Annotated in this window: 18 protein-coding genes; 12 read left to right on the top strand and 6 right to left on the bottom strand. The window is 71.6% G+C overall.

Going from position 1 to position 18,950, the window contains the following annotated elements:
* From ADY59_RS51735 to ADY59_RS50485, 3 genes are all read left to right on the top strand, one after another.
* Window positions 1-397, top strand: a 397-nt coding sequence (locus ADY59_RS51735; RefSeq protein WP_197093963.1) for a hypothetical protein, incomplete at its 5' end; no start/stop codon positions are given.
* A 152-nt stretch (window positions 398-549) separates the two neighbouring features.
* Window positions 550-1,551: a coiled-coil domain-containing protein gene (locus tag ADY59_RS32210; RefSeq protein WP_049570132.1), complete on the top strand. Its 1,002-nt coding sequence runs from the start codon at window positions 550-552 to the stop codon at window positions 1,549-1,551.
* Between the two features lie 696 nt (window positions 1,552-2,247).
* On the top strand, window positions 2,248-2,415 hold the full coding sequence (locus tag ADY59_RS50485) for a hypothetical protein (RefSeq protein WP_156325861.1): 168 nt from the start codon (window positions 2,248-2,250) through the stop codon (window positions 2,413-2,415).
* A 130-nt stretch (window positions 2,416-2,545) separates the two neighbouring features.
* On the opposite strand, the gene ADY59_RS32205 is transcribed toward ADY59_RS50485, so the two are convergent.
* Window positions 2,546-3,061 carry a hypothetical protein gene (locus ADY59_RS32205; protein WP_049570130.1) on the bottom strand — a complete coding sequence of 172 codons (516 nt, stop codon included), beginning with the start codon at window positions 3,059-3,061 and terminating at the stop codon, window positions 2,546-2,548.
* Window positions 3,062-3,468: 407 nt separating this feature from the next.
* On the opposite strand from ADY59_RS32205, the gene ADY59_RS32195 reads away from it, so the two are divergent.
* From ADY59_RS32195 to ADY59_RS32190, 3 genes are all read left to right on the top strand, one after another.
* Entirely contained in the window at window positions 3,469-4,068 is a 600-nt protein-coding gene (locus tag ADY59_RS32195) for a GNAT family N-acetyltransferase (RefSeq protein WP_197093962.1), read from the top strand.
* Between the two features lie 381 nt (window positions 4,069-4,449).
* Entirely contained in the window at window positions 4,450-4,722 is a 273-nt protein-coding gene (locus tag ADY59_RS54120) for a DUF7019 family protein (protein ID WP_442937758.1), read from the top strand.
* A 52-nt stretch (window positions 4,723-4,774) separates the two neighbouring features.
* Window positions 4,775-5,725 carry an epimerase gene (locus ADY59_RS32190; protein WP_049570122.1) on the top strand — a complete coding sequence of 317 codons (951 nt, stop codon included), beginning with the start codon at window positions 4,775-4,777 and terminating at the stop codon, window positions 5,723-5,725.
* On the opposite strand, the gene ADY59_RS32185 is transcribed toward ADY59_RS32190, so the two are convergent.
* Together ADY59_RS32185 and ADY59_RS32180 are read right to left on the bottom strand one after the other, a co-directional pair.
* Window positions 5,722-7,203, bottom strand: coding sequence for a sugar ABC transporter ATP-binding protein (locus ADY59_RS32185; protein ID WP_082310567.1), 1,482 nt, complete (start codon window positions 7,201-7,203; stop codon window positions 5,722-5,724). The two genes, ADY59_RS32190 and ADY59_RS32185, sit on opposite strands and share 4 nt — an antisense overlap.
* A 74-nt stretch (window positions 7,204-7,277) precedes the next feature.
* A complete protein-coding gene (locus ADY59_RS32180) occupies window positions 7,278-8,078 on the bottom strand; it encodes a DeoR/GlpR family DNA-binding transcription regulator (protein WP_197093960.1) in 801 nt (266 codons plus the stop codon).
* A gap of 195 nt (window positions 8,079-8,273) precedes the next feature.
* Here ADY59_RS32180 and ADY59_RS32175 point away from each other — a divergent pair, with 195 nt between their 5' ends.
* The 5 genes from ADY59_RS32175 to ADY59_RS32155 are packed head-to-tail and all read left to right on the top strand — an operon-like array spanning window position 8,274 to window position 15,312.
* Window positions 8,274-10,799 (top strand): PA14 domain-containing protein, encoded by a 2,526-nt coding sequence (locus ADY59_RS32175; RefSeq protein ID WP_197093959.1) that lies wholly within the window; start codon window positions 8,274-8,276, stop codon window positions 10,797-10,799.
* A gap of 15 nt (window positions 10,800-10,814) precedes the next feature.
* Window positions 10,815-11,882, top strand: a complete 1,068-nt coding sequence (locus ADY59_RS32170; RefSeq protein WP_049570112.1) for an ABC transporter substrate-binding protein — start codon at window positions 10,815-10,817, stop codon at window positions 11,880-11,882.
* Between the two features lies 1 nt (window position 11,883).
* The gene (locus ADY59_RS32165) at window positions 11,884-13,410 is read left to right on the top strand and encodes a sugar ABC transporter ATP-binding protein (RefSeq protein ID WP_049570109.1); all 1,527 of its coding nucleotides are present in this window, start codon (window positions 11,884-11,886) and stop codon (window positions 13,408-13,410) included.
* Window positions 13,403-14,359 (top strand): ABC transporter permease, encoded by a 957-nt coding sequence (locus tag ADY59_RS32160; RefSeq protein ID WP_049570107.1) that lies wholly within the window; start codon window positions 13,403-13,405, stop codon window positions 14,357-14,359. Before ADY59_RS32165 ends, ADY59_RS32160 begins: the two co-directional genes overlap by 8 nt.
* Window positions 14,356-15,312: an ABC transporter permease gene (locus ADY59_RS32155; RefSeq protein ID WP_049570103.1), complete on the top strand. Its 957-nt coding sequence runs from the start codon at window positions 14,356-14,358 to the stop codon at window positions 15,310-15,312. The genes ADY59_RS32160 and ADY59_RS32155 overlap by 4 nt, the downstream gene beginning before the upstream one ends.
* A gap of 1 nt (window position 15,313) precedes the next feature.
* On the opposite strand, the gene ADY59_RS32150 is transcribed toward ADY59_RS32155, so the two are convergent.
* The 3 genes from ADY59_RS32150 to ADY59_RS32140 all read right to left on the bottom strand — a co-directional run bounded on the left by ADY59_RS32150 (window position 15,314) and on the right by ADY59_RS32140 (window position 18,256).
* Window positions 15,314-16,246: a pirin family protein gene (locus ADY59_RS32150; RefSeq protein ID WP_049570100.1), complete on the bottom strand. Its 933-nt coding sequence runs from the start codon at window positions 16,244-16,246 to the stop codon at window positions 15,314-15,316.
* Window positions 16,247-16,277: 31 nt separating this feature from the next.
* Window positions 16,278-17,399, bottom strand: coding sequence for an MBL fold metallo-hydrolase (locus ADY59_RS32145; protein WP_049570097.1), 1,122 nt, complete (start codon window positions 17,397-17,399; stop codon window positions 16,278-16,280).
* Window positions 17,400-17,467: 68 nt separating this feature from the next.
* Complete coding sequence (locus tag ADY59_RS32140; protein WP_049570093.1) at window positions 17,468-18,256, bottom strand: SDR family NAD(P)-dependent oxidoreductase; 789 nt, start codon at window positions 18,254-18,256, stop codon at window positions 17,468-17,470.
* 110 nt (window positions 18,257-18,366) lie between these two features.
* Between ADY59_RS32140 and ADY59_RS32135 the strand changes: the two genes are divergently transcribed.
* Window positions 18,367-18,945, top strand: coding sequence for a TetR/AcrR family transcriptional regulator (locus ADY59_RS32135; RefSeq protein ID WP_049570090.1), 579 nt, complete (start codon window positions 18,367-18,369; stop codon window positions 18,943-18,945).
* Window positions 18,946-18,950 lie beyond the last annotated feature (5 nt).

Raw genomic sequence — 18,950 nt, 5'->3', positions numbered from 1 at the left:
CGCCAGCCCGGGCCTGCCCAGCCTGCAGGTGCTGATGGCGGTGTGCCCGGATCTGCGGGAGCCCTTCCCGCTCGGCGCCGTGGTCGACGGGCTGCGGCACTTCCACGATCGGCTGGGCGGGCTCAGCGCGGGCCCGCTGGGCGGCGCGCCGCCGCCCGCGCCGCCCAGCACGCGGCCCCCCGCCAAGGGCAAGGAGCCGCTGCTGTCGGTGTCGGTCAAGGTGTCGCTGAACGTGCCGGCCCTCAGCGGCAAGGGCGACGGCCTGCTCGACGCCGACGTCGGCCTGGGGCTCGGTTCCAGCCTGCTGGGCGTCGTGCTCGTCCCCGGCTCCGTGCTCCTGGGACGGCACCTCGTGGTCCGCAGGACCCGCCGGGACAGGTCGCCGGGATCGTCATGACGGGCCGTCGGTGAGCCGCCGACCCCTGCCAAATCCGTCGATTGCCCGGCGCGAGGGAGGATCCCCTACTATCTTGCCTCGATAGAGGGCACCCCCGGCCTGATTTACGTCCTGACCGGATCCCGCCCTGCGGTTCGGGCAAAAGGAGAAGCGTGGCGGTTGCGTCCCCCGCCGGACGGCGGCGCGGCTCGCTCGGTTCCCGCACGGCGGTGCTCGCCGTCGTGGCGGCCCTGCTGATCGTCCCCGGCACGGCCGGGCACGCCGATCCGAAACCCACGGTCAAGAGCCTGGAGAAGGAGCTGGCCGGCCTGCGCAAGGATTCGGACCGGCTCATCGAGGACTACTACCACGGCCGCCGTGAACTGCAGCAGGTGGAGAAGGCCGAGAAGGCCGCGCGCGAGAAGCTGGAGGCCGCCCAGGAGGTCTACGACCGGGAGGCCACCTTCCTCAGGACACTGGCCGTCGCCGAGTTCATGAGCGGCCGGCGCAACCAGCTCACGCTGGTCGCCGAGGAGGAGGACCCGGCCGACCTGCTGAACCGGCTGGCCCTGCGTGACCACATGGTCGCCCAGCAGCAGGCCAGGCTGAGCGGCTACGCCGAGGTCCGCGACCGTCACCTGCATGCCCAGGAGGAGGCCGCCGCCCGCGCCGAGGAGCTCTCCACCAGCGTCGACGACCTCGCCGGGCGGCGCGAGAAGGCCGAGAAGCAGATCGAGCGGATCAGGGACAAGATCGACCAGCTCCACAAGGCCCCCGGCCGCAGCACCGACGGCACCTGGCTGCCGCAGCTGCCCGGCGGCGCGGACAACATCACCCCCCGGATGCGGCTGGTCAAGACGCTCATCGACAAGCGCTTCGACGTCCCGTACGGGATCGGCTGCTACCGGGCGATCCAGGACGGCGGCGAGCACCCGCTGGGCCGGGCCTGCGACTTCATGCTCAGCCGGGGCGGCGCCATGCCCACGGGCGCCGAGATCCAGCGCGGCCACGACATCTCCGCCTGGGCCATCAAGAACGCCAAGCGGCTCGGCATCATGTACATCATCTACCGCCAGCGCATCTGGCACGTCCGGACCGGGGCGTGGCGCTACATGTCCGACCGCGGCGGCGCCACCGCCAACCACTACGACCACCCGCACATCTCGGTCTACTGACGTTCACAGCCGCCCTACCAGGCGAATCTTCGACTACTCAGAGGTTCGTTCCGGGTCTGTTCCGGCCCCTTGGTCCGCCAGGCCGAGAGCGGCGTCGATCACCTACCGTGGTCCGGGGGGCGCTACCGGCCATGAGGTGCGTGTACGTCCGGAGCGCAAACCTGGGAATCCGAATCTCCGGGGTACTCGGCCAGGGCCTCAACGGATTCGCCAGCGTCGAGCAGCACGCTGGCGTAGTAGTGTCGAAGCGATCGACGGGGTGGCTGGGCGCCGGCCGACGCCCAGCCACCCCGTACTTGTTCGACGTCACTTTGACGACCTCACGGGCGACGACGAAACGACGATCGTCCGCCGCGTCGTCAACAAGTTCGGGGAACTGGACGAGCCGGGCGCGCTTCCCGCCCGGCCGGTCGTGCTCGCTGAGAACCCCGCGAGTCGCTGGTGAGGCTGCTCGCAACCCCAGTTGGCTTCACGCGAGCTGGCGACCCGGGTGATCGACCACGCGCTCATCAATGGCAAGGGCATCACCGCGGCCGTCGCCTACACGGACGGTTGACGGTGACCGCACCGGCGAAGCTGGACGCCAGCCCCGAGGCATCGCCGAGTACCCGCTGGGGGCGCCGCACCTCCTAGACCGGGCCGGCAATCAGCGGTTGGCGGTCCAGAACGGCGGCGCCTACGGCGACCTGCGCGAGGGTGCTGATCAAGGTCCTGGCCGAGGAGGGCTGGGGCCGTGGCATGGCCGACGAGGCGATACACGTGGCGATGACCAGCAATATCTCGATGTTCGACGCGGTGCTCGCCACCCGCGCGGGATCCCAATCGAGAACGACCCGCTCCGAGCCGCCGCGACCCTTGCAATAGCGGTTTCAGGCACCCCGGATCGTCGACTGTCGCCGCCTCGACGACCTCCAGCCGAAGGCGGAGACCGTCATTGACGCCTTCCCGGTCGCGTCGCAGGAACACGCCTACTCCTGCTCCCACAACCAGGCGCCTATCCGTGCCGCCGGCGGATCCCCGTGCCGAACATGTCCGCGTGCTTGATGGACATGGCCGGCTGCGGCTCCGCCGGCGACGAGCTGATGAGGTAGTGCTCAACCGGGGCGCTGACCGAACCGTCCGGCCTGGTGTCGCGCCCTCGCACGTGTACTCGGAGCCGGTAGAAGCCCTTCCCGTGCCAGGCAAGGTTCGGCAGGTTGGGGAGGTCCCCATCTAGCCCGCAAACGATGAGTGATCCGCTCGTTGATTCGATGGAGACCTCGACGATCTCCTCCCAGCTGTCCAGATTGGGAGGTGGAAGCTCCTCGGTCAGCTGTACCGTGACCTCGACAGGACCGATGGAGATGCCTGTGAGAATCGTTGCGCCATCCGGCTTGTCCGCCACCGTGATCAAGCCGTTGTCGAAACGATCCGGGAAGTCCGGACCCAACTCGTTCGCGTCGCGGATCTGTAGCTGGTGGTAGGACAGCCAGACGTTCGCCTGATACGACGAAGGCGTAGTACCAGTCATGAGGGGAGTTCCTTCTGTGTCTGGGAAATTCATGTCAGCCTTGACGAAGAATTCGTCGCCGTCGAGAGAGCGTTGGGCGTTGGCGAAGGCACCGTACTGGCCACCGGCCTTGCTGTTCTACGTTTCGCTCACCCATTCTGCGGAGAAGTCGGGGTGTGTCCTCGGCGAGGATGACTGCGCGGGCGGGCTGAGGCTGTGGCACTGGGTGATGCGCCGCCGACTCCGCCACCTCGCGCGGATCCCGTGGGTGGACGAGGACTGCGACGAGCGGCGCGGGCGGAGCTGCTGACGCACGACGTGCGCGACAGGAGGGCCGTGGCCACGCTCGCGTCCGGCGCGAAGACCTGGCGTAACGACCTGGTGCGTAATTGTTTCGCGCGAGCCGCCCCGCGATCTACCCTCGTGGCATGATGTCACACGATGCGTCTGAAGGCTCCCGGATCGCTCCGGATGGCGGCGGACTGGTGATCCGGCAAGAGACCGCTGATGATCACCGAGCTGTGCGCGAGGTTCATACGCGCGCCTTCGGCGAGAGCGAGCGGGTTCCCGGGCTCGTGGAGGCACTTCGCGTTGCGGAGGCTGCGTTGGCGTCGATGTCCTTCGTCGCTACCGTTGATGACCGGGTTGTGGGGCATGTCCTGTTGAGCGCGACGCGGGTGGACGCTCCGCGCCGGATCGTGGACGTCCTGTGCCTGTCACCGCTGGGCGTGGTCCCGGAGTTTCAGTGCCAGGGGATCGGTACTCAGCTCATCGCGTACGCCCTCGAGGCGGCCGACAGCCAGGGTGTGCCGTTGGTATTCCTGGAGGGGTCGCCACGTTACTACGGCACGCGTGGCTTCGAGGGTGCCAGCGGGGCGGGCTTCCGTTCACCGTCGCTGCGTATCCCTGAAGCCGCGTTCCAGGTCGCCCGGTTGTCCGCTCACGAGCCGTGGATGACGGGCACCTTCGTCTACTCAGAGGCCTTTTGGGCCTTTGACTGCGTCGGACTGCGCGCCCCCGAGGAATGAGGGGCTACCAGACTCGACCTGATCCCAGGAGTATCACAGTGCCGATGACCAGCTCGTCGTCGGTTGCGTGCGATCAGCGAGGCGTCGGGCCGGAATGTGAACAGGGCCGTGGGGTTCATTGGATGTGGCCCGTTCAGCCCTGTCTCATTCTGCCTTCAGGGGCCTGTCCTGTGCACATCTCGGCACCTTGATCGAGGAGTTGGCCGGGCCTTGGTCAGCTCAACGCGAAGGCCGACTGCACGAGAGACGCCAGGTGAACGCCTGCGGGCCGCAGGTGCCGGCCGCCGGCACCTGGTCTGCCGGCGCGGTTCTCGCGCTCCCTGGAATCGGAGATCAAGGTGAACCTCGCCGTCTTGAGCGCGAGCGCCAAGAAATCTCCCTCTGGCCCCTCTCCGGAGCTCGCCGCGAAAGCCGGAGTCCTCGGCGAATACCTGGAAAGGGTGGGTCGGGACCCCGGCGAAACCGAAGCGCTACGTGAAGGGCAAAGCGCCTTTACGGTACGGCGTGATGCGGGACTACGCCGCCGAGCCGGCCGTCTTCGGCGGCATGGCAGTCCTGACTACTACGCCCTCGCATTCTTGCGCTCGCTCTCGCCGGCGACGCCGTGCCCGAGTAGTGCCGAACCGTCCAGCGCGCCTGCGAGGGGCGGTTTGAACGCGTTCAACGCGGCGCGCTAGGCTCGCCTCACATACGTGGGGGAAACCTGATGAAGATTGTGATACCCGGCGGAACCGGGCAGGTGGGCACGATCCTCAGACGCGCGCTGACCGCCGGCGGCCACGACGTCGTGGTCCTGACCAGGCGGCCCGCGCGCGACGGCGAGGTCCGCTGGGACGGCGAGACCCCGGGGCCGTGGGTGGCGCAGATCGACGGCAGCGACCTCGTGGTCAACCTGGCCGGGCGGAGCGTCGACTGCCGCTACACCCCGGCCAACCTGCGGGCCATGATGGAGTCGCGGGTGCGCTCCACCCGCGTGGTGGGCGAGGCGATCGCGGCCGCCGCCCGGCCTCCCCGGGTGTGGCTGCAGATGAGCACCGCCACCGTCTACGCCCACCGCTTCGACGCGGCCAACGACGAGGCGACCGGCGTGCTCGGCGGCGCCGAGCCCGGCGTCCCGGGTTACTGGGCCTACAGCGTCGAGATCGCCAAGGCGTGGGAACGGGAGCAGGAGCGCGCCGCGACCCCGCGCACCCGCAAGGTCGGTCTGCGCACCGCCATGGTGATGAGCCCGGACCGCGGCGGCGTCTTCGACGTGCTGCTGCGGCTGGCGCGGTTCGGCCTCGGCGGCCCGATCGCGGGCGGCGCCCAGTACGTGTCCTGGATCCACGAGCGCGACTTCGTCCGCGCCGTCGAGTTCCTGGCCGCCCGCGACGACCTGGCCGGGCCGGTGAACCTCGCCGCCCCCGATCCGCTGCCGCAGCGTGCGTTCATGCGGGTGCTGCGGCAGGCGCGGGGCATCCCGGTGGGCCTGCCCGCGACGAGGTGGATGGCCGAGCTGGGCGCGTTCGCACTGCGCTCGGACACCGAACTGCTGCTGAAGAGCCGCCGGGTCGTCCCCGGCCGGCTGCTCGACGCCGGCTTCGCCTTCGGCTTCGGGCAGTGGCCGCAGGCCGCCCACGACCTCGTGCGCCGCGCACGGACAGGTGACGGCTCCTAGTCCTTGGCCAGCGCCGCCAGCAGGCGGTCCTCCGTCACCTCGGGGCCGGACAGCCGCTCGGTGATCGCGCCGTCGCGCAGCACCACGACGCTGTCGCAGTTCTCCACCAGCTCGGCCACGTCGGAGGAGATCAGCAGGATCGCGAGCCCGTCCACGGCCAGTTCGTCCAGCAGGGACTGCATCTCCAGCTTGGTCGCCACGTCGACGCCCCGGGTCGGCTCGTCCAGCAGCAGCACCTTGGGATGCATGGCCAGCCACCGGGCCAGCAGCACCTTCTGCTGGTTGCCGCCCGACAGCTCGCCCGCCGGCTGGTGCGGGGAGACCGCCTTGATGCCGAGCCGCTTCATGAACGTGGCCACGATGCCGTCGATCCTGGCGTCGGACACGATCCCGACCCTGGACAGGCGGGGGAGCGCGGCCAGCGCGATGTTGTCGCGCACCGACAGGGTGGGGACGATGCCCTCGGTCTTGCGGTTCTCCGGCACCAGGCCGATGCCGGCGCGCACCGCGTTCCTGATCGACCACTTGCGGAGCGCCGTGCCCGACACCGTCAGCTGGCCCGCGTCGACCCGCAGGGCGCCCGCGATGGCCCGGGCGGTCTCGCTGCGCCCGGCGCCGAGCAGCCCGCCGAGGCCGACGACCTCCCCCGCGCGCATCGCCAGCGACACCCCGTCGAGCACGTGGTGGCGGGTCAGCCCCTCGGCCTCCAGCACCGGCAGGTCCGCCGGCACGTCCGGTTCGCCCGTCACCGCCGGCGCGGGCTGCGGGTGGAAGGGCCTGCCGAGCATGAGCGAGACCAGCCGCCGCCGGTCCAGCCCGGCCAGCGGCCCGGTGTGCACGACCCGGCCGTCGCGCAGCACGGTCACCCGGTCGCAGATCTCGTAGAGCTCCTCCAGCCGGTGGGTGACGTAGACGACCGAGCGGCCCTCCTCGCGCAGCCTGGCCACGGCGCCGAACAGCGTCCGCAGCTCCGCGTGCTCCAGCGCGGCCGCGGGCTCGTCCATGATGACCAGGCGGGCGTCGGCGGAGGCGGCCCTGGCCAGCGCGACGAGCTGGCGCGCCCCCTCGCCCAGCGCGGCGAGCGGCCGGCGGACGTCGGTGCGCAGGCCGTACGCGCTCAGGACGCGCTCGGCGCGGTCGTGCAGGGCGGTGAAGTCGATCAGCCCGAGCCGGCCCCGTGGTTCCCTGCCGAGCAGCAGGTTGCGGGCGACGCTCATCGTCGGGACCAGGTTGGTCTCCTGGTGGACGGTGGCGATGCCGGCGCTCCTGGCCTCGGCCGGACCGGCGAAGCGGACCGGCTCGCCCAGGTAGCGCAGCTCGCCCGCGTCCGGCTGGTGGACGCCCGACAGCACCTTGACCAGCGTGGACTTGCCGGCGCCGTTGCCGCCGATCAGCGCGTGCACCTCGCCGGGGCGCACGGAGAGCGTGACGTGGTCGAGAGCGACGACGCCCTGGAACGCCTTGAGAACTCCTGCCACCTGTAGCACGGTTGCCTCCGCCTCGATCGTGGTCGCGACAGGAAACAATCCAGTAACGAGAACGTCACGTTCGATCAGATGTGGGCGACGTGCAGCCGGACGCCGCGGCCGGCCAGCTCGTCGAGCACCTCGCCGGGTGCCCGCTCGTCGGTGACCAGGTGGTCGATCCGGTCGGCCGGGACCGTCTGCACCATCGTGTCGACGCCGATCTTGGTGTGGTCGGCGAGCACCACGACCTCCTCGGCCGCCGCCGCCAGCGCCCGGTCGACGCCCGCGACCTGCATGTTCGGCGTCGACAGGCCGCGCTCGGCGGACAGCCCGTTGCCCGAGATGAACGCCCGGCGCACCCGCAGCCCGGCCAGCGACCCCTCGGCGGCGCTGCCCACCAGCGCCAGGATCGAGCCGCGCAGCGTGCCCCCGGTCAGCATCACCTCGACCCGCGGGGAGGTCGCCAGGGCCTGGGCCACCAGCAGCGAGCTGGTCACCACGGCCAGCTCGGAGTGACGGGTGAGCCTGCGGGCGAACTCCTGCGTGGTCGTGCCGGGGCCGACGACGATCGCGTCGCCGTCCTCGACCAGCGCCGCGGCCAGGTCGGCGATGGCGGCCTTCTCGGCCGACTCCAGCGTCACCTTGTGCGCGTAGCCGGCCTCGCGGGTCAGGTCGCCGGGCAGCGTGGCGCCGCCGTGGTGGCGGTTGAGCAGGCCTTCGGACTCCAGCGCGCGCAGGTCGCGGCGGACGGTCACCTCCGAGGAACGCACCGCCTGGGCCAGTTCGCGCAGCGACACGGCGCCGTTGGCGCGCACCAGCTCGAGGATGCGCTGGCGGCGCTCCGCGGCGAACACCGGCCGTCGGCCGTCGCTCTGCGTGTCGCTCACGTCCCGATCATAGTCGAACGGCGGGACGCGCCTCGCCCTGATCGCTTGAGAACGAGTTTGATCGGAATTCTTGACCGGCTCGGTCCGCGGATGCTTATTTGGGAGCCATGCGGCGTTAGTTTCTGTCCGAATCTGATCGCCGACCGATGACGTGACTCGTCCGATCCTTCATCTCCCCCCGTGAAAGGACCCCGTGTGCGAACGTCACTCGCTGTACTGATGGCCGTCCTGGTGGCCGTGCTCGGGCTCGCGCCGCCCGCCGTGGCCGAGCCGCCCGGGCCCGCCGCCGAACGGTACGGGCTGCGCGGCGACTACCACCTGTCCACCGGCCCGGGCCGGCTCGACTTCGGCGAGCTCAAGGCCACGGTCGTGGACCCGAGCCTGGAGTTCGCCGACCTGAACCCGGTGTTCGAGCTGCTGACCGGCAGGGAGGACGACGTCGCCGTCCGGTGGACCGGGCGGATCACCCCCGAGCACTCCGAGACGTACACGTTCTCCATGATCGGCGACAACGGCTTCCGCCTCTGGGTGGACGGCAAGCCGATCATCGACCACTGGGTGGACGACTGGGACGTCGAGCAGGCCGGCACCCCGATCGCCCTGGAGGCCGGCCGCGCCTACGACGTCAAGGTCGAGTACTTCGAGCACTTCGGCGGCGCCCATCTGCGGCTGCGCTGGCAGAGCGCGAGCCAGGCCAGGGAGATCGTGCCCGCGACGGCGTTCACGCTGCCCGAGGGCTTCGACCCGCCGGGCCCGGCGTCCGCGAGCGTGAACGAGGCGGGCGACGTCGCCACGCTGACCTTCGGCCGGGCGCTCGGCCCGCTGCCCGCGGACGCCGCCGACCACCTGATCCTCACGGTGGCGGGCACCAAGTGGCCGATAACCTCCGCGACCCTGAAAAATCAGGATCAGGTGGAGCTAGCTCTGAAATATCCGGTCCCCGCGAAGGCCGGCTCCACCCTGCGGGCCTCGTACGACGGCCGGGGCGGCCTCACCCATGCCGACGGCGCCCCTGTCGAGGCCTTCCCCTACGCCTTCGTCGTCAACGGCTCCCGCCACATCCTGTCCACCCGCTGGGCCGGCGACGTGGACCCGGACGACCCGCTGCCCGAGTACCCCCGCCCCCAGCTGGTCAGGGACGAGTGGCGCAGCCTCAACGGCACCTGGCAGTTCGCCCCCGCCGAGGAGGGCGAGGCCGCGCCGATCGGCCGCGACCTGCCCGAGCGCATCGTGGTGCCGTACCCGGTGGAGTCGCAGCTGTCCGGGATCGGCCGGCACGAGGACCGCATGTGGTACCGGCGCACGTTCGAGGTGCCCCGCTCCTGGCGCGGCGGCCGCGTCCTGCTGCACCTGGACGCCGTCGACTGGGAGTCCACCGTGTACGTCAACGGCGAGCGGGCCGGCACGCACAAGGGCGGCTACGACCGGTTCACCGTCGACGTGACCGACGCGCTCAAGCGCCGAGGCCCGCAGGAACTCGTCGTCGGCGTCTCCGACCCCAGCGACCGGGGCGCCCAGGCCATCGGCAAGCAGCGCCTCGACCCGGGCGGCATCTGGTACACCACCGTCTCCGGCATCTGGCAGCCGGTCTGGCTGGAACCGGTGCCGGACGACGCCATCGAGCGCGTCGACACCGTCCCCGACGTGGCCGGCGAGGCGCTGCGCGTCACCGTCCGGGGCTCCTCCGGCACCGCGGTCGTCACCGCCCGCGACGGCGGCCGCGTCGTCGGCCGCGTGACGGGCAAGGTCGGCGCCGAGCTGAGACTGCCCGTCCCCGACCCGAAGCTGTGGTCGCCGGACGACCCGTTCCTGTACGACCTGACGGTCCGGGTGCGGCGGGACGAGGTGAAGTCCTACTTCGGGATGCGCACGGTGGCCGTGCAGGACAACCGGATGACGCTCAACGGCGAGCCGGTGTTCCAGATCGGCCCGCTCGACCAGGGCTTCTGGCCCGACGGCATCTACACCGCGCCCACCGACGAGGCCCTGCGGCACGACCTGGAGGAGACCAGGAGGCTCGGCTTCAACGCGGTCCGCAAGCACGTCAAGGTCGAGTCCGACCGCTGGTACCACCACGCCGACCGGCTCGGCCTGCTCGTCTGGCAGGACATGCCCTCGGCGTTCCGGACCACCGGCCGGCCGCAGTTCGAGGCGGAGCTGAAGGAGATGGTCGACCAGCACCGCAGCAGCCCGTCGATCATCATGTGGGTGCCGTTCAACGAGGGCTGGGGGCAGTACGACCAGGCCCGCGTAGCCGACCTGGTCAAGAGCTGGGACCCGTCGCGCCTGGTGAACAACATGAGCGGGATCAACTGCTGCGGAGCCGTCGACGGTGGCAACGGCGACGTCAAGGACTTCCACATCTACCCGGGCCCCGGCAACCCAGGCAAGCCGTCCGGCGCCCGCGCCAACGTGATCGGCGAGTACGGCGGCCTCGCCCTGCCGCTCATCGGCCACACCTGGACGGGCGGCGGCTGGGGCTACGCCGTCGAGCCCGATCCGAAGGGCCTGACCGACCGCTACGTCGGCATGGTCCAGGAGCTGCGCCGCCTGCACGCCTGCGAGAACCTCAGCGCCGCCATCTACACGCAGACCACCGACGTCGAGACCGAGATCAACGGCCTCATGACCTACGACCGGGCCGTGACCAAGCCCGACGTCCAGCGCGTCCACGACGCGAACAAGGCGCTCACCGGCGAGATCAGCCCCGCCTGCGCCTGATAGGAAGGAATCCGCATGAAACCCCCCATCCGGGCGGCGGCGCTGGCGCTGGCCGTCCTCCTCACCGCGTCTGCCTGCGCCAAGCAGGAAGAGCCGCAGAGCGCGCCCGCCCCCAGCGGCACGGCCGGGCAGCAGGTCGTGCGGACGCCCAGCGGCTCCGCCGGGCCCACCTGCACGCTGGAGAAGTTCGGCGGCGAGAAGTTCGACCTCACGACCGCCACCGTCGGCTTCTCCCAGTCGGAGAAGGAGGCCAACCCGTTCCGCATCGCCGAGACCAAGTCGATCAAGGATGAGGCGGCCAAGCTCGGCATCGCCGACCTCAAGGTCACCAACGCCCAGTCGCAGTTCTCCAAGCAGATCACCGACGTGCAGCAGCTCATCGCGCAGGGCGTGCGGCTCCTGGTGATCGCCCCGCTCAACTCCGACGGCTGGGAGCCGGTGCTCCAGCAGGCGGCCGCCAAGAAGATCCCCATCATCACCGTCGACCGGCAGATCAACGCCGAGCCGTGCGCCGACTACCTGACGTTCATCGGCTCGGACTTCTACGAGCAGGGCAGGCGGGCCGCCGACCGGATGATCGAGGCGCTGTCCGGCCAGGGCAAGGTCGCCATCCTGCTCGGCGCGCCCGGCAACAACGTCACCACCGAGCGCACCAACGGCTTCAAGGACCGGGTCAAGGAGAAGGCCCCCGGCATCACGATCTCCTTCGAGCAGACCGGCGAGTTCGCCCGCGAGAAGGGGCAGCAGGTCACCGAGCAGCTCATCCAGTCCAACCCGGACATCAACGGCATCTACGCGGAGAACGACGAGATGGCGCTGGGCGCCGTCACCGCGCTCAAGGGCGCCGGCAAGGAGCCGGGCGACATCAAGATCGTGTCGGTGGACGGCACCCGCAGCGCCGTCCAGGCCATCGCCGACGGCTGGCTGCACGCGGTCATCGAGTCGAACCCCCGCTTCGGGCCGCTCGCCTTCGAGACCGCGCGCAAGTTCCTCGACGGGGAGCCCATCCCCGGCAAGGTGATCATCTCCGACCGCGACTACGACTCGGGCAACGCCGAGGACGCCCTCGGTGAGGCGTACTGACTTGGAAGCGGTACTCGAGGCCAAGGGGATCAGCAAACGCTTCCCCGGTGTGCTCGCCCTCGACGGCGTGTCCCTCGCCCTGCACCCGGGCGAGGTGCACGCCCTCGTCGGGGAGAACGGCGCCGGCAAGTCGACGCTGATCAAGGTGTTCACCGGCGTCCACCGGCCGGACGGCGGCGAACTGCGCTACCGGGGGCGGCCCGCCGCGTTCGGCACCCCCATGGCCGCCCAGCACGCCGGCATCTCCACCATCTACCAGGAGGTCAACCTCGTCCCGATGATGAGCGTGGCCCGCAACCTGCTGCTCGGCCGCGAGCCGCGCGGCCGGCTCGGCGTCATCGACGCGGCCGCGATGTACGAGGAGGCCGCGCGCGTCCTGGCCGGGTACGGCGTCGACACCGACGTGCGGCGGCCGCTGCGCGACCTCGGCGTCGGCGCCCAGCAGATGGTCGCCCTGGCCAGGGCCGTCTCGGTGGACGCCCGCGTGGTCATCATGGACGAGCCCACCTCGTCCCTGGAGCCGCGCGAGGTCGAGACGTTGTTCGGGGTGATCGGCCGGCTGCGCGAGTCCGGCATCGCCGTCATGTACGTCAGCCACCGGCTGGACGAGCTGTACCGGGTGTGCGACCGGGTGAGCGTGCTGCGCGACGGCCGCCTGGCCCACACCGGCGACCTGGCGGGCCTGGACCGGCTCAAGCTCATCTCCCTCATGCTCGGCCGCGACCTGGGCGAGGTCCGTACCCGGGGGGTGACCGGGTTCGACCGGCGGCGATCGGCCGCCTCCACCGCCGGGAGCGCCCCGGCGGTGGAGGCGCGCGGGCTCACCCGGCGGCACGTGCTCGACGGCGTCGACGTCTCGGTCGGGCCCGGCGAGGTCGTCGGGCTCGGCGGCCTGCTGGGCGCCGGCCGTACCGAGACCGCCAAGGCCATCGTCGGCGCGATGCCGCTGGACGGCGGGCAGGTGCTCGTCGCCGGGACGCCGCTGCGCGGCGGCTCCACCACGGCGGCCATCAGGGCGGGCGTCAGCCTGCTGCCCGAGGACCGCAAGGCCGAGGGCATCATCCCGACCCTGTCGGTGCGCGAGAACATCGCGCTGGCCGCCCTGCCGTCCCTGGCCAGGGGCGGCGTGGTGTCCGACGCCAGGATCGACCGGGTGGTCGAGATCTTCATGCGGAGGCTGCGGATCAAGGCCGCCTCGCCGGACCAGCTCGTCTCCGAGCTGTCCGGCGGCAACCAGCAGAAGGTGCTGCTCGCCCGCTGGCTCGCCGTGCGCCCCAAGGTGCTGCTGCTGGACGAGCCGACGCGCGGCATCGACGTCGGCGCCAAGGCGGAGGTGCAGGCGCTGATCGACGAGCTGGCTCAGGAGGGCCTGGGCGTGCTGCTGATCTCCTCCGACCTGGAGGAGCTGGTCGAGGGCGCCGACCGCATCCTGGTGCTGCGCGAGGGAGCGGTCGTGGGGGAGCTGTCCGGCGACGAGGTCACCGAGGAGAGGATCATGGCGACGATCGCGGATCAGGCCGATGGCTGAGCTGACCGGCGGCCGCGCCGCCGTGCTCAAGCCGCGGCTGTACACCTGGGCGCAGGACTACGGCGTGTACGCCGCGGTGCTGGCGCTGCTGCTGTTCAACGTGCTGTTCACGCCGCACTTCCTGGACGTGTCGAACTTCCGCACCCAGCTCGTCCAGGTCACGCCGATCGTCATCGTCTCGCTCGGCATGGCGCTGGTGATCGGCACGCAGGGCATCGACCTGTCGGTCGGGTCCGTCATGGCGCTGGCCGCCTCGCTGGCCGTCCTCTACCTGGGCTACGGGTGGCTGCCCGCGCTGGCGGTCGCCCTGGTCGGCGGCGCGGCGGCCGGGGCGGCGGGCGGCGCGCTGGTCGCCTACGTCGGCGTCCAGCCGATCGTGGCCACGCTCGCGCTGCTCGTCGGCGTGCGCGGCCTGGCGAACGTGCTCGTGCCGCAGCTCGTCGAGTTCCGCAACCCCGGCCTGATCGCGCTGGGCAGCAGCTCGGTGGCGGGCGTCCCGGTGATCGTGCTCATCGCGGCGGCGCTGACGCTGGTCATGGTGTTCGTGGTCCGGCGCACCACGTTCGGCCGTCAGGTGGTGGCGATCGGCGGCAACCGCACGGCCAGCGAGCTGTCCGGGTTGCCGGTCAAGCGGGTGCTGCTCCTGGTGTACGTCATCTCCGGCCTGCTCGCGGCGCTGGCCGGGGTGCTGGCCACCGCCAGGCTGCAGGCCAGCGACCCGACCTCGCTCGGCCTGTTCATCGAGCTGTCGGCGATCACCGCCGTGGTGGTCGGCGGCACCCCGCTGACCGGCGGGCGCATCCGGGTGGTCAGCACCGTCATGGGCGCGCTGCTCATGCAGCTGCTCGCCGCCACCCTGATCAAGCACAACCTGCCGCAGTCGTGGACCCAGATGGTCCAGGCGGTCATCATCCTGGCCGCCGTCTACGCCACCAGGGAGCGCCGATGACCTCACGCGAACAGGTGAGCCGCGTCCTGCAGCAGCACGGCGCGCTCATGGTGCTGGCCCTGCTCGTGGTCGTCGGCAGCGTGGCCTTCGACTCCTTCGCCACCGCCGGGAACGCGGCCAGCGTCGTGGTGTCGTCGTCGTTCCTGGCGATCATCGCGATCGGCATGACGTTCGTGATCATCAGTGGCGGCATCGACCTGTCCGTGGGGTCGCTGTTCGTCCTGGGCGGCGTGCTGGCGGCGTACGGGTCACGGTACGGGCCGGTGGTGGCGCTGCTGCTGCCGCTGGCCGTGTGCGCCGTGGTCGGGCTGCTGCAGGGACTGGTCATCGCCAGGACCGGGATGGCGCCGTTCATCGTCACCCTGGCCGGGCTGCTCGGCGTGCGCGGCCTCATGCTCGCCCTGTCGGACGAGGGCGCCACCACCTACCTGGTCGAGGACCCCGCCTTCGCCGCGCTGGGCCAGGGCGGCGTCCTCGGGCTGACGTACCCGGTGTACGTCACGATCGCGCTGGCACTGGGCGCGATGGTGCTGCTGCAGCGGACCGGGTTCGGCCAGAACGTCTACGCCATCGGCGGCAACGAGCAGGCGGCGGCGCTCATGGGCGTGCCGGTCGCCCGTACCAAGGTGCGCGTCTACGTGATGTCGGCGCTGCTCGCCGGGCTGGCCGGGGCGCTGAACGCGGCCCGGCTCTCCTCCGGCGTCACCATCCTCGGCATCGGCCTGGAGCTCGACGTCATCGCCGCCGTCGTCATCGGCGGCACCCTGCTGACCGGGGGAGCGGGCGGCATCACCGGGACCGTGGCCGGGGTGCTGCTGCTCGGCGTCATCCAGAGCCTCATCAACCAGGTGGGGAACCTGACGTCGGCCTTCCAGCAGGTGGTCAGCGGGGCGTTCCTGGCGCTGGTGGTGGTGGCCCAGCGGCTGCTCAGCAAGGCCCAGCGGCTGTCGTGAATCACTCGCGCACCCGGCCGCGGGGACGCAGCCGGGTGCCGGGCAGGGCGGGGGCGGGCAGCGGCGGGCCGTCGAAGCCCTCGACGACCCCGAACCCGCTCCCCGTCGCCCACTCCTCGCGGAAGGCCACGATCTCGTCGTGGTCGCGGCCGACGAAGTTCCACCACATGACGATCTCCTCGGCGAACGGCTCCCCGCCGATCAGCAGCACCCGCCCGCGCCCGCTCAGCCGCAACCGGCCCGGCCCCGGCGGCAGGTAGCGCAGCGGCCCGGGCCGCAACGGCTCGACCTCGCCGTCGAGCAGCAGCAGGCCGTGCTCGAACGCCGGGTCGAGAGGCAGCTCGGCCGTCCCGTCGACCGTCACCTCGGCTCCCGCGAGCGGGCTGTGAACGGTGGCGGGGGAGACGACGCCGCCCAGCGATCCCATGAACACGGTCGCGGAGAAACCGTCGCCGCTCAGCACCGGCAGCGCGGCGTGGTGCTCGAAGGCGGGCGCCGTCCACCGCTCGCCGCCGGGCAGCGCCACCCAGAGCTGAACTCCGTGCAGCGGCTCGAGCGGCGACTCCTCCGAGTGCGAGATGCCCCGCCCGGCCGTCATCAGGTTGAGCTGACCGGGCCGGACCTCGCGCAGGCTGCCGAGGCTGTCACGGTGCAGCACCCGGCCCGCCAGCAGCCAGCTCACCGTCTGCAGGCCGGTGTGCGGGTGCGGCGGCACCCGCATCCGCGCCACCTCGGGACCGTAGGCGTCGGCGAAGCACCAGGCGCCGACGAGCCGCCGCCGCACGCCGGGCAGGGTCCGGCTGACGGCCATCGCGCGCGGCCCGCCGAGAGGCACCGCCCGTCCCTCCAGCAGCTCCGCGCCGGCAGCATCGTCGCCGGCACCCTTCGCGGCGGTGCAGTGGATCTCACGCGGGTCCGTCTCCAGGTTGCTCACCCTGAGACTGTACGGCGAGACTGTACGGCGATCAGCTCAGCGTCTCCCACCAGCCGTCGACCGCGGGGGCGGCGGCGGTGTCGACGGCCTCGCCGGGACGCGGCACCACGATGGGCACGTCGCGCGCCTTGGCCTCGCGCCACAGCCGCTCGACCGGCTCCGCCCACGGGTGCAGCGCCAGCGTGAACGTCGCCCAGTGCACCGGCAGCAGCAGCTTGCCGCCCAGGTCGAGGTGGGCGTTGACCGCCTCCTCCGGGTTCATGTGGATGTCGGGCCAGGCCGGGCTGTAGGCGCCGATCGGCATGAGCGTCAGGTCGAACGGCCCGTGCGCGGCCCCGATGCCCTGGTAGCCCTCGAAGTAGCCGGAGTCGCCCGCGTAGAAGACCCGCCTGTCCGCCCCGGCCACCACCCAGGAGCCCCACAGCGTGTCGTTGCGGCTGAACGTCCGGCCGGAGAAGTGGCGGGCGGCCGTGGCGACGAACCGCAGCCCGGCGACCTGGGCCTCCTCGTCCCAGTCGAGCTCGATGATCCGGTAGGCGGGCACGCCCCAGCGCTCCAGGTGGGCGCCGATGCCCAGCGGCACCAGGAACGGCGCCTTCTGCGTCCGGATCAGCCCGCGCACGGTCGTCAGGTCGAGGTGGTCGTAGTGGTCGTGGGAGATCACCACGGCGTCGACCTGCGGCAGGCCGCCGAGCGCGACGGGCGGCTCGTGGTGCCGCTTGGGCCCGACGAACTGCGACGGCGACGGCCGCCTGCTCCACACCGGGTCGAACAGCACCCGCCGCCCCTCGATCTCGACCAGCGTGGAGGCGTGGCCGTACCAGATCGCGCGCACGCCCCCGGAGGACGGCTCGCCGGCGGCGGGGACCCGCACCGGGATCGGACCGGGCGGGTGGCGCAGCTCCTTGTCCTTGGCCAGCTCGCCCAGCAGGCCCACCGGCGGCGCGGTCATCGGCCCGGACCCCTCGGGCATGGTGTTGACGAACGTGCCGCCCCTGAACTGCGGCGAGCGCCGGATCCTGGCCGCCCGCTCCGGCCCCGACGTCAGCGGGCGGACGCCCAGCTCAGCGGGCACGTCCCGGAGCGCCCATCCCGCGGCCGCGAGTGCCGCGCCCCCCACCAGGATGCGTCGTGCCGTCCGAAAACCTGCCATCGCTCACTCTCCCCTGAATTTCCGTTACACCAGCTCAACTGATCGCGGGGCCGCCGGTGTTCCCGGCCTCACACCGTTTTCGTCGCGCCGCCGTCGATGACGTAGTCGGCGCCGCTGACGCTCGCGGCGTGCGGCGAGGCCAGGTACGCCACCAGGGCGGCGACCTCGGCGGGCGTGACGAACCTGCCGGTCGTCATCCCCATCGTGGCCGGCAGCGCGGCCAGCAGCTCCTCGTGCGCCACGCCGAAGGCGCCCGCCAGCGCCGCGCCGTACCCGTCCGGGGCCTGCCACATGGAGGTCAGCACCGGACCGGGCGAGATCGTGTTGACCCGCACCCCCTGCGGCCCGAACTCCTCGGCCAGCGCCTTGCTCCACGCGGTCAGCGCGGCCTTGGCCGTGGTGTAGGTGACCGGACCGGCGTGCGGCATCCGGGCGCCGTTGGAGGAGACGTTCACCACGGCGCCGCGCCCGCGCAGCAGGCTGGGCAGGGCGGCCCGGGTGGCGCGGACGGCGCTGAGGAAGTTGAGGTCGTGGGTGAGCCGCCAGTGCTCCTCGGAGAAGCCGAGGAAGCCGCCGGTCTGTCCCTCGCCGCCGTCGCCGCCGCCCACGTTGTTGACCAGCAGGTCGATCTCGCCCAGCTCGGCCAGCGCCCGCTCGACCAGCTCGCCCGGGCCGTCCGGGGTGGACAGGTCGACGGAGACGCCGCTCGCGCCGGTCTCCTTGAGCTCGGGCGTGAGCGTCCTGGCTCCCGCCACGACCGTCATGCCCTCCTCGCGCAGCGCCTTCACGATCGCCAGCCCGATGCCCCGGCCGGCTCCGGTGACGACGGCGGTCTTCCCGGTGAGTCGCAGGTCCATGACGAACCCCTTCCGTTAGTTGCGACAACTTCGATGCGAAGACCATAGAACTTGCAACACCAATGATGCAAGTTAGGGGCGAAGCGGTACGCTCCTGTATCGTCTGGAGGGTGAGTCAGGGAACACGAGCACGCAGGTCGGACGCCGAGCGGACGGTCCGCGCGATCCTGGAGGCCGCCGAGCGCGTCCTCAGCCGGAACCCGGCCGCCAGCATGGAGCAGATCGCCGAGGCGGCCGGCGTCGCGCGCACCACCGTGCACCGGCGCTTCGCCTCCCGCGAGGCGCTGGTCGAGGCGATGACGGAGTGGGCCACCCGGCGTTTCGCCGAGGCCGTCGACGCGGCCAACCCGGACACCACCCCGCCCCTGGTCGCGCTCTACCAGGTCACCGCCAACGTGCTCCGGGTGAAGATCGACTGGGGCTTCGCCATGAGCCGCGCCCCCACGGCCGGGCCCGAGGTGGCCCGGGTGCACGCCGAGGTGCAGGACAGGTGCGCGGAGCTGTTCCGCAGGGCGCGGGCGGCCGGCGTGGTCCGCGACGACGTGGACCCCGAGTGGGCCAGGCGCGTCTACTACGCGCTGATCCACGAGGCCGCGCAGAGCCACGGCGACCCCGACGCCCTGGCCACCCGCCTGGTCGACACCCTGCTCAGAGGGGTCGGGGCCGAGCGGCTCAGGGACGCCGGCTGAGCGGG

Source organism: Nonomuraea sp. SBT364 (assembly GCF_001083785.1).
Taxonomy (GTDB): domain Bacteria; phylum Actinomycetota; class Actinomycetes; order Streptosporangiales; family Streptosporangiaceae; genus Nonomuraea.
Note: the sequence above shows the minus strand (reverse complement) of the source record. Positions and strands in the feature narration are given on the sequence as shown.

Excerpts from the sequence above, each read along its gene's own strand:
- ADY59_RS32205 (WP_049570130.1), bottom strand. The coding sequence starts at position 3,061 with ATGACTGGTACTACGCCTTCGTCGTATCAGGCGAACGTCTGGCTGTCC.
- ADY59_RS32195 (WP_197093962.1), top strand. The coding sequence starts at position 3,469 with ATGATGTCACACGATGCGTCTGAAGGCTCCCGGATCGCTCCGGATGGC.
- ADY59_RS32190 (WP_049570122.1), top strand. The coding sequence starts at position 4,775 with ATGAAGATTGTGATACCCGGCGGAACCGGGCAGGTGGGCACGATCCTC.
- ADY59_RS32170 (WP_049570112.1), top strand. The coding sequence starts at position 10,815 with ATGAAACCCCCCATCCGGGCGGCGGCGCTGGCGCTGGCCGTCCTCCTC.
- ADY59_RS32160 (WP_049570107.1), top strand. The coding sequence starts at position 13,403 with ATGGCTGAGCTGACCGGCGGCCGCGCCGCCGTGCTCAAGCCGCGGCTG.
- ADY59_RS32155 (WP_049570103.1), top strand. The coding sequence starts at position 14,356 with ATGACCTCACGCGAACAGGTGAGCCGCGTCCTGCAGCAGCACGGCGCG.
- ADY59_RS32145 (WP_049570097.1), bottom strand. The coding sequence starts at position 17,399 with ATGGCAGGTTTTCGGACGGCACGACGCATCCTGGTGGGGGGCGCGGCA.
- ADY59_RS32140 (WP_049570093.1), bottom strand. The coding sequence starts at position 18,256 with ATGGACCTGCGACTCACCGGGAAGACCGCCGTCGTCACCGGAGCCGGC.